The 9226-nt window shown below is 32.7% G+C and carries 8 protein-coding genes; 1 reads left to right on the top strand and 7 read right to left on the bottom strand.

The window, feature by feature from the left end:
• Nucleotides 1-113: 113 nt before the first annotated feature.
• The 5 genes from radA to COZ07_RS10970 all read right to left on the bottom strand — a co-directional run bounded on the left by radA (nucleotide 114) and on the right by COZ07_RS10970 (nucleotide 6364).
• Nucleotides 114-1487: a DNA repair protein RadA gene (gene radA, locus COZ07_RS10990; RefSeq protein ID WP_406608603.1), complete on the bottom strand. Its 1374-nt coding sequence runs from the start codon at nucleotides 1485-1487 to the stop codon at nucleotides 114-116.
• A 15-nt stretch (nucleotides 1488-1502) separates the two neighbouring features.
• Nucleotides 1503-3950: an ATP-dependent Clp protease ATP-binding subunit gene (locus tag COZ07_RS10985; protein ID WP_406608604.1), complete on the bottom strand. Its 2448-nt coding sequence runs from the start codon at nucleotides 3948-3950 to the stop codon at nucleotides 1503-1505.
• Nucleotides 3951-4279: 329 nt separating this feature from the next.
• Complete coding sequence (locus COZ07_RS10980) at nucleotides 4280-5353, bottom strand: protein arginine kinase (protein ID WP_406608602.1); 1074 nt, start codon at nucleotides 5351-5353, stop codon at nucleotides 4280-4282.
• On the bottom strand, nucleotides 5343-5876 hold the full coding sequence (locus COZ07_RS10975; RefSeq protein WP_406608601.1) for a UvrB/UvrC motif-containing protein: 534 nt from the start codon (nucleotides 5874-5876) through the stop codon (nucleotides 5343-5345). The genes COZ07_RS10980 and COZ07_RS10975 overlap by 11 nt, the downstream gene beginning before the upstream one ends.
• 203 nt (nucleotides 5877-6079) lie before the next feature.
• On the bottom strand, nucleotides 6080-6364 hold the full coding sequence (locus tag COZ07_RS10970) for a metal-sensitive transcriptional regulator (protein WP_406608600.1): 285 nt from the start codon (nucleotides 6362-6364) through the stop codon (nucleotides 6080-6082).
• A gap of 481 nt (nucleotides 6365-6845) precedes the next feature.
• Here COZ07_RS10970 and COZ07_RS10965 point away from each other — a divergent pair, with 481 nt between their 5' ends.
• Nucleotides 6846-7337: a Mut7-C RNAse domain-containing protein gene (locus COZ07_RS10965; protein ID WP_406608599.1), complete on the top strand. Its 492-nt coding sequence runs from the start codon at nucleotides 6846-6848 to the stop codon at nucleotides 7335-7337.
• A gap of 22 nt (nucleotides 7338-7359) precedes the next feature.
• Here COZ07_RS10965 and COZ07_RS10960 read toward each other — a convergent pair whose 3' ends face one another.
• Together COZ07_RS10960 and COZ07_RS10955 are read right to left on the bottom strand one after the other, a co-directional pair.
• Nucleotides 7360-8559, bottom strand: a complete 1200-nt coding sequence (locus tag COZ07_RS10960) for a phosphoglycerate kinase (RefSeq protein ID WP_406608598.1) — start codon at nucleotides 8557-8559, stop codon at nucleotides 7360-7362.
• A gap of 119 nt (nucleotides 8560-8678) precedes the next feature.
• A partial coding sequence (locus COZ07_RS10955) for a GGDEF domain-containing protein (protein WP_406608597.1) occupies nucleotides 8679-9226 on the bottom strand: 548 nt, incomplete at its 5' end.

Below are 9226 nucleotides of genomic sequence, written 5' to 3'. Positions count from 1 at the left end.
CTTGTGACTTTTATTTTCTTCACGCGATACTCGATACGCGATACGCATTTAGCTTCTGGCTTCTTATTTCTTTACTATATACTATATATATACTATATACTAACGACTAACGACTAATTTAAGGCAAGATTTATAGCTTCTCGAACTGTTTTTATCCCAATAATCTCTAAATCTTTTTTCGATTTAAAAGAAGAAAGATTTTTTAAATTACCCTGAGGAATAAAGCATCTCTTAAAACCCATTTTTAATACTTCTTGTATTCGTTTTTCTACCTGATTTACCATTCTAATTTCTCCTGCCAGTCCCACTTCACCAAATATAACTGTACCTGAGTCTATAGTAATATTTTTAAAGCTTGAAGCTATAGCCATGACTATAGCTAAATCTAAAGCTGGTTCTAATACCTTTATACCACCTGCAATGTTTACATGAACATCCTGAGATTGTAAGGAGTATCCCACCCTTTTTTCCAGTACTGCTAATATTAGTAAAACTCGATTATAATCTACCCCAGTAGTCATTCTTCGGGGGATACCCAAATTACTATAACTTATCAAAGCTTGTACCTCCACTAATATCGGCCTACTTCCTTCAAAAGTAGCTGCCACTACTGAACCAGAAACCTGAGAAGGTTTTTCAGATAGGAGTAATTCAGAAGGGTTTAATACTTCGGTTAAACCATTTTCTCCCATTTTGAATATCCCTAATTCATTGGTAGAGCCAAATCTATTTTTTGTGGAACGAAGTATACGATAAATATTATATTGTTCACCTTCCAGATATAAGACAGTATCTACAATATGCTCAAGAACTTTAGGTCCAGCTAATATTCCTCCTTTAGTTACATGACCGATAATAAAGATAGAAATCTCTTTGCTTTTAGCAAAACGCATTAACTGACCAGTACACTCTCTTATCTGACTAATACTTCCTGGTGCAGAAGTAATCTCATAATCATTAATAGTCTGAATAGAATCAATTATTGCCACTTTTGGCTTAATATTGTTGAGATGTTTTTTTATCACTTCTAGATCAGTTTCAGACACTAAAAAAAGTTTTTCTGCTAAGGTACCCAATCTACTAGCTCTCAGCTTAATCTGATAAGGTGATTCTTCAGCAGAAATATACAATACTGTTCCATATTGATTGCTTAAAATATTGGCTATTTGTAAAAGAAGGGTAGATTTTCCTATACCTGGTTCTCCTCCGACTAAAATTAAAGAACCAGGGACAATACCACCACCTAATACTCTATCAAACTCAGAAATCCCTACTTTATATCTCGCTTTATTTTCTTCTATTTCTATCTTGCTAATTGGTAAAGGTGTAGATTGCTCTTCTGGATGAAGAGAATATTTTTTCTCTTCTTTAAATGCTTCTTCAATCAGAGTATTCCATCCGCCACAATCAGGACAACGCCCTAACCATCGGAAAGATTCATAACCACACTGTTGACAACGAAAAATAGATTTTTCTCCTCTGTCCATTTTAACCTCTTTATCTTAACTTTTTGTTTTTTTTCCTTTTTTGGAAAATGTTATTTTCCCATCTTTTGCTCCAATAGTTATACACTCCCCTTCTTTAAACTCACCAGCTAATATCTTTTCAGAAATAGGATTTTCTATTAATCTTTCAATAGTCCGCCTTAAAGGACGAGCTCCAAAATTGGGATTATACCCCTCTTTAACCAATAATTCTTTAGCCTCCTCTACCGTCTCAAAATCAATCTTTTGATCTTCTAATAATTTTTTCACATCATTTAGCATTAAACCAGCGATTTTTTTAATCTCCTCCTTAGTAAGGGATTTAAAGACTATTACCTCATCAATTCGGTTTAAGAATTCCGGCCGGAAGGTCTTGTTTAGTTCTCCCATTACATTATCTTTTATCTCTTTGTAAGGCATCTCTTCAGATTCATTAGTTCCTCGAAATCCTAAAGTAGCTCCTTTTCTGATTAAAGTTGCGCCTATATTAGAAGTCATAATAATTACTGTATTTTTAAAATCTACTACTCTTCCTTGAGAATCGGTTAATCTACCGTCTTCAAAAATCTGCAATAATATATTGAAAACATCAGGATGAGCCTTTTCTATTTCATCTAATAAAATTACTGCATAGGGCTTTCTTCTAACCTTTTCAGTTAATTGACCTCCCTCCTCATATCCAACATAACCAGGAGGAGCACCAACTAATCTGGAAACAGCAAATTTTTCCATATATTCAGACATATCTAAACTTATCATTGAGTTTTCGTCACCAAAAAGAAATTCTGCCAAACTGCGGGCTAGTTCTGTCTTACCTACGCCGGTAGGTCCTAAGAAGATAAAAGAGCCAATGGGACGTTTGGGGTTTTTCATACCAGCTCGAGCCCTTCTTATGGCTTTAGAAATAGATATTAGGGCTTCGTCCTGTCCTATTATCCTTTTATGTAACTCATCTTCCATTCGAAGTAATTTTTGTGTTTCTTCTTCTTTTAAGGAAAAGACTGGAATACCAGTCCAACTAGATACAATTTCTGCAATATCTTCTTCGGTTACTTCTACTTTATTAATCTTTCTTCCGGTCTCCCATTTTTCTTTCATTTTTTGGAGTTCAGTCTCTAACTTTTTTTCTTTATCTCTTAATTGAGCTGCTTTTTCAAATTCTTGCAGTTTTATGGTTGATTCTTTTTCTTTTATTATTTTATTTAATTGAATTTCCACTTTTTTCATATCAGGAGGAGAAATAGTGTTTTGTAATTTAATTCGTGAAGCCGCTTCATCTACTAAATCAATAGCTTTATCGGGTAAAAATCTACCTGAAACATAACGAGCTGAAAGACGAGCTGCCGCTTCTAATGCTTGATCGTTAATCTTTATTTTGTGATGAGCTTCATACTTGGGTCTAAGTCCTTGTAAAATATCGATAGTCTCTTCTATTGAAGGTTCCGATATATAGATAGGTTGAAACCTTCGTTCTAAAGCAGCATCTTTTTCTATATACTTTCGATATTCATCAGAAGTAGTTGCGCCAATAACCTGTAGTTCTCCTCTTGCTAAGGTAGGCTTTAATATATTAGAAGCGTCTATTGCCCCTTCAGCAGCTCCCGCACCCACTAAAGTATGAATTTCGTCAATAAATAAGATAACCTCATTTGATTCCTGAACCTCACTAACAATCTTCTTTAATCTCTTTTCAAATTCACCCCGGTATTTAGTACCAGCAACAATTAAAGCCAAATCAAGACAAACAATTCTTTTATTTTTTAATATCTCCGGAATATCATTATTAGCAATCTTTTGAGCTAAACCTTCCACGATAGCTGTCTTCCCTACCCCAGCCTCTCCTATTATACAGGGATTATTTTTCTTTCTTCTACTTAAAATTTGTATCACTCTTTGAATCTCCATACTTCTGCCAATAACTGGATCTAATTTATCTTCTCGAGCTAATTTAGTTAAATCTCTTCCAAATTCATCTAAAGTAAGAGTCTTGATTGTCTTTTTACCAACTTCTGGCGAAAAACTTTGAGTTTCGTTCTCCATAAGTATTTTCATAATCCGCGAATAAACATTATTCAGATTAATACCTAAATCAGTTAAAATTCTAACCGCTACTCCACTTCCTTCTTTTATCAACCCCAACAATATATGCTCGGTACCAATATAATTATGTTTCAATTGACTTGCTTCTTGAGAGGCTAATTCCAAAACTTTTTTAGATCGAGGAGTAAAGCTAATTTCACCTACCTGTTGATACTCACCTTTACCTACTATTCGATCTATTTCTTCTACTACTTTATCTGCATCCACTCCTAATTCTTTTAAAACCTGATATGCAACTCCTTCTTCTTCTTTTAGTAAACCAATCAAAATATGTTCGGTTCCTATATAATCATGATTAAGGTTTATCGCTTCCTCTTGAGCTATCATTATAGCTCTTTTTGCTTTTTCGGTATATTTTTTAAACATTTTACAAACACATCCTTCCATTTTAGTAGATAATATTATTTTTATCTTATTTTGTAAATTAGTTAGTTGGTTAGTTAATAACAATTGACCAATTAACCGATTCTCCAATTCACCAATTAATTCAGTTAACCAGTTTACCGGTTATCGTTAGTATTAAATGCAAGTTTTCAGTTTACGCTTTTCAGTTCTCAGTTTATTGTAAAGGCTTCTTTTTTTTAAACTTAAAGCTCGTAACTAGTAACTTGTCACTAATCACTCATTACTTATCACTATTTTTCTATACGCTCTACGCTAAACGCTATACGCTATACTATATTATATACTAACGACTATTCACTAATCTTATTTCGGATTAATATTGCCCTTTGTAAATCTCGAGTAAAAGGATCTAAATCTTTACCAGCTAACATTTGTAGATAAGCAGGTTGAATCAATAACATTAATTTATTTAAAGTCGCTAAATCGGGGTGTGAAATTATCCCTAACTCTACTCCAAATCTTAATTTAGATAAAAGTTCCATTGCTTCTACTGAAGATATAATGCGCGCACTACTCAAGATGCCATAGGCTCTCCACATTTGATCTTCCAGCTGACTTTTAGAATTAGATAATAAATCATTTCTTACCTTCTGTTCCTGGCTTATTATTTGTTGATTCACCTTTTCCAAATTATCAATAATTTCCTCTTCTGAAAGACCTAAAGTAATTTGATTAGAAACTTGAAAAAGATTTCCCATCACTTCAGTTCCTTCTCCATAAAATCCTCTTACTACATAACCTATTTTAGATATAGCTTTTAGTATATCATTCATTCCGCCTACCATAGCTAAGGCTGGTAAATGTAACATTACTGAAGCCCTCATCCCAGTTCCCACATTAGTGGGACAGGAAGTTAAATACCCTTCTTTTCCGCTAAAGGCATAAGTAACAATTTTTTCAATTTCATCATCAATTTTATTAATGAGCTTCCAAATTTCATTTAATTGTAATCCTGAAAGTAAATATTGGATTCGAAAATGATCTTCTTCATTTATCATTATACTTAAGGTTTCTCTTTGATTAAAGATACAACCTCGATATACTTGCTTTTTTAATGCATGATAAATACTAATTAGATGTTTTTCAACTAAAAATTGTCTTTCTAAGGGAGTCAACTCATCTAATAAAAGTAAATTGTAATCCTTAAAAAGAGAACTTTTTTCTATAACTTGTTGACTAAGGTCAAATATATTCTTTAATTCTACTTGATCAGCTCGGGATGGGAAAGAAATACCCTCTATATTTCGTGCTAACCTAATTCGTGAACTTATTACTATATCGGATAAAGGACCTTGCCCATTGGTCCACTCAGCATCAGATTCTTTTAATTTTTGTAATATTATTCCTTTTTTATTATTTTGCATTTCTTTTCTTTAACGCTCCTTCAAGTTTCAATATTTCATCTCTTATCTTTGCAGCTTTTTCATACTCTTCCCTTGATACTACTTCTTGCAATTCCTTTCTGAGTTGTTTAATTTTCCTAATTTTATTCAATTTACCTTTGGCTCGTTGAGGTATCTTCCCTACATGTTCACTATTACCATGTAACCTTCTTAGTAGAGGAATTAACTGTTCTCTAAAATCGTGATAACATACACTACAACCTAATTTCCCAGATTGTTTAAATTCATCATAGGTTAAGTGACAATTACTACACTTTACCTCTTTAATTGGAATAACACCCTCCTCTTTGCTGTAAAGATCTATAGCTTTTAATAATCCAGTTAATAGATCATTAATATTAAATTCAGGAAGAGGAAATATAGATAATTTATCATTAAACATAGAGGCACAATCTTGGCATAATTGAATTACTGTTTTTTGTCCTTCTGAAACTTTAGTAAGAATAATAGTAGCTTCTTTTTTCTTACAAATTTGACATAACATTATATTATTTTTCCTCCCCTGATTTTTATTGTTTTTTATCAATCAAATTCCACATAAATTATAAGTTATCCTATGAATAATTGTCAATTAACCTCAATTAATCTGAGTTAGGAGACGGTTGTTCTTTGAATCTTTTTTGTTTTATGCTGGCTCCTGACTACTGACTTCTGAATTCTATATTTAAGTATTTCAGTAGTTATTTCTCATCTAATAAACTTCAATATCAATTCCATCACTTCATTAATTAAATCCGGAGGGATATCCTCAGAAGAAGCTGATGAATAAAAACAAGAATTGACATGATTCTCCAAGGTCAATTTACTTACCTGATTAAGTGCTGATTTAACGGCAGCAATTTGAACCATAATATCCGAACAAGATCTTTCTTCGATAATCATCCCCTGTATGCCCCTGATCTGCCCTTCTATCCTTTTTAATCGACTTAATATCTTTATTTTATTTAATTGATTGAATGGTGATTTACTCATAATGCAAACTTTATATCCGATATTTATTATACCCTATGGGGGTATAATAATAATATAACTAAATGTTTAAATTGTCAAGCTATTTTCGTATAGTTTATATCGCATTGCGTAAATAGGATAGAAGTCAGAAGTCAGGAGTCAGAACCCAGGAGAAAATGGTAATGAGTGATTAGTAAAGGGTAATAAGTGGAATACAGTGATAAGTGATATGTAATTAGTAATTAGTAATGAGAAGAGGTTCGATTCATCGAACCCGGTAAAAAAATTACTAACTGACCCGGGTCGGATAAATTCGACCCCTACACCAAATTCAGATTCACAATGACTATATCCTAAACACTAACGACTATTCACTATTCACTAACGACTCATTAACTGGCTAACTAAATAGTAGCGTGATATAATAATTTAGAAATAAAATTATGATTAATTAACCTTCGTTTAATAAAATAAATTATATTAAATGGATTTAACCTATAAAATGAGGAAAAATAATTATAAAGAAGAAGAAGAAATAAAATTTTTAGCTGATAAGATGTTAGGAAAATTAGCTAAATGGTTACGCATTTTAGGTTATGATACTACTTACCCTATTACTGATGAGGATTTAGTTCTTATCCTTACTGCTCGACAAGAAAATAGAATATTGTTAACCAGAGATACTAATCTTATTAAAAGACGGAACATCTGCGATTATTTATTTATAAAAAATGATCAATGGGAAGAACAATTGTTAGAAGTGATAAAAGGATTAGAATTAAAAATTGATTTTAATTCTAAGATATTTTCCCGTTGTTCAATATGCAATAAACCTACTAAAAATGTAGATAAAAAGGAAGTTCAAAACTACGTTCCTCCTTATGTATTTTTAACTCAAAACAAGTTTGTTTATTGTCCTTCTTGCCAGAAATATTACTGGAAGGGAACCCACTGGCAAAGAATGACAGAAAAAATTAAAAAACTCATTTTATAGAGGTCCGTCTCCTGTTTCATTTTTATTTATCTGGTAAGACTTCTATACCTGGAAGTTTTTTCCCTGCCAAAAATTCTAAAGAAGCTCCACCACCGGTAGAAATATGAGTCATCTTTTCTGCCAACCCTATTTTTTCAATCGCAGCAATTGAGTCTCCACCACCAACAACAGTTACAGCTTTATTTTTCATCTCCGCTAAACATTTTGCAATTATATTATTTCCTTTAGCAAATTTTTCTATTTCAAATATTCCTACTGGCCCATTCCAAAAAATAGTTTTAGCCCTTTTTAATTCTTCCATAAACATCTTCAAGGATTCTTCACCTAAGTCTACTCCTTTACAATCTTTTGGAATACTTTGTACTTTATATGTTTTACTATCTGCTTTTTCAGATATTTCTTTCACAACTACTAAATCAACTGGTAAAAGTATTTTATTCTCCATCTCTTTTGCTTTCTTTAACATTTTTCTAACTACATTCAAGTCGTATTCTTCTAATAATAAATTGCTTACCTTATACCCTAAAGCAGCTAAACAGGTGTAACTCATTCCTCCAGCAATTAATATTTTATCTGCAATATTTAATAAATTCTGAACCACATCGATTTTCCCAGATATCTTTGCTCCCCCTAATAGGACTACAAAAGGTTTTTTGGGATTTTCTATTAAGTTACTTAATACTTTTATTTCTTTAGCCATTAAAAATCCAGCACAAGAAGGCAATATTTTGGCTACCCCCACGGTAGAAGCATGGGCACGATGGGCAGTGCCAAAAGCATCATTAATAAATAACTCACCCAGATTAGCTAATTTTTTAGAAAATTGTTCGTCGTTTTTTTCCTCTTCGGGATGAAATCTTAAATTTTCTAAGAGTATTATTTCGCCATTTTTCATCCTAAATATTTCTTTTTCCACCTCCCTGCCTATACAATCAGGCAGCTTTTTTACTTCTTGCTCTAATAATTCACTTAAGTGCTTAGCCACCGGATCAAGCCTTAACTTTTCTGCTATTTTACCTTTAGGTCTACCTAAATGGCTCATCAATATGATTCGGGCTTTTTTGGAAATTAAATATTTAATAGTAGGTAAAGCAGCTGATATTCGGGTATCATCGGTAATCTTTAATTCTTTATCCAAAGGGACGTTAAAATCTACTCTAACCAAGATTCTTTTGCCTTCTATTTGATTTTCATTTAAATCTTTGATGTTCTTTTTTTGCATCTTATACTACCTCCAACTTTTTTAAATTATTTTATAGTGTTTAATTTTCTAAATATAATTCGATGGGCTAATAAATTAATTATATAATTAAGTAATTTATTTATCAACTAAAAAACGTGTCACTGAAACGTCTCCTTCACCTTGTTCTTATTTTTATCCTGATACATCCTCTTATCGGCCTCTTTTAAGAGGGCCTCAGTATTCTGATACTCTCCCTTCTGAGTGGCATCACCCAAGGCGATACTCGGTCTTAAGCAGATTGGTTTAATGCTATCTTCTTCACAAATCTTTCTGATCCTCTCACAGATCCTATGGGCCTCTTGGGATGTGGTAGAGGGAAGGAGAATAGCAAACTCATCTCCTCCTAATCGAGTGATTACATCACCTTTACGGGAGATGGAATTAAGGAGAGAAGCAAAGTGTTGTAAGAGTTTATCCCCCTCATAATGACCGAGAGTATCATTTATTACCTTAAGGCCATTGATATCTACCATCATTACACTTAAAGGGTAATAACGGGGAAAGTTGTACCTTTTCAGTTCTTCCTCAAAGTAGGCTCGGTTGTAAAGGTCGGTTAGGGCATCATGGAAGCTTAGATATCTGATCTTCTCTTCAATTCTTTTACGCTCGATGGCAGTAGCCACCTGAGAGGAGACGAATTCTAGAA

Source organism: Candidatus Infernicultor aquiphilus (assembly GCF_002784285.1).
GTDB lineage: Bacteria > Atribacterota > Phoenicimicrobiia > Phoenicimicrobiales > Phoenicimicrobiaceae > Infernicultor > Infernicultor aquiphilus.
Note: the sequence above shows the minus strand (reverse complement) of the source record. Positions and strands in the feature narration are given on the sequence as shown.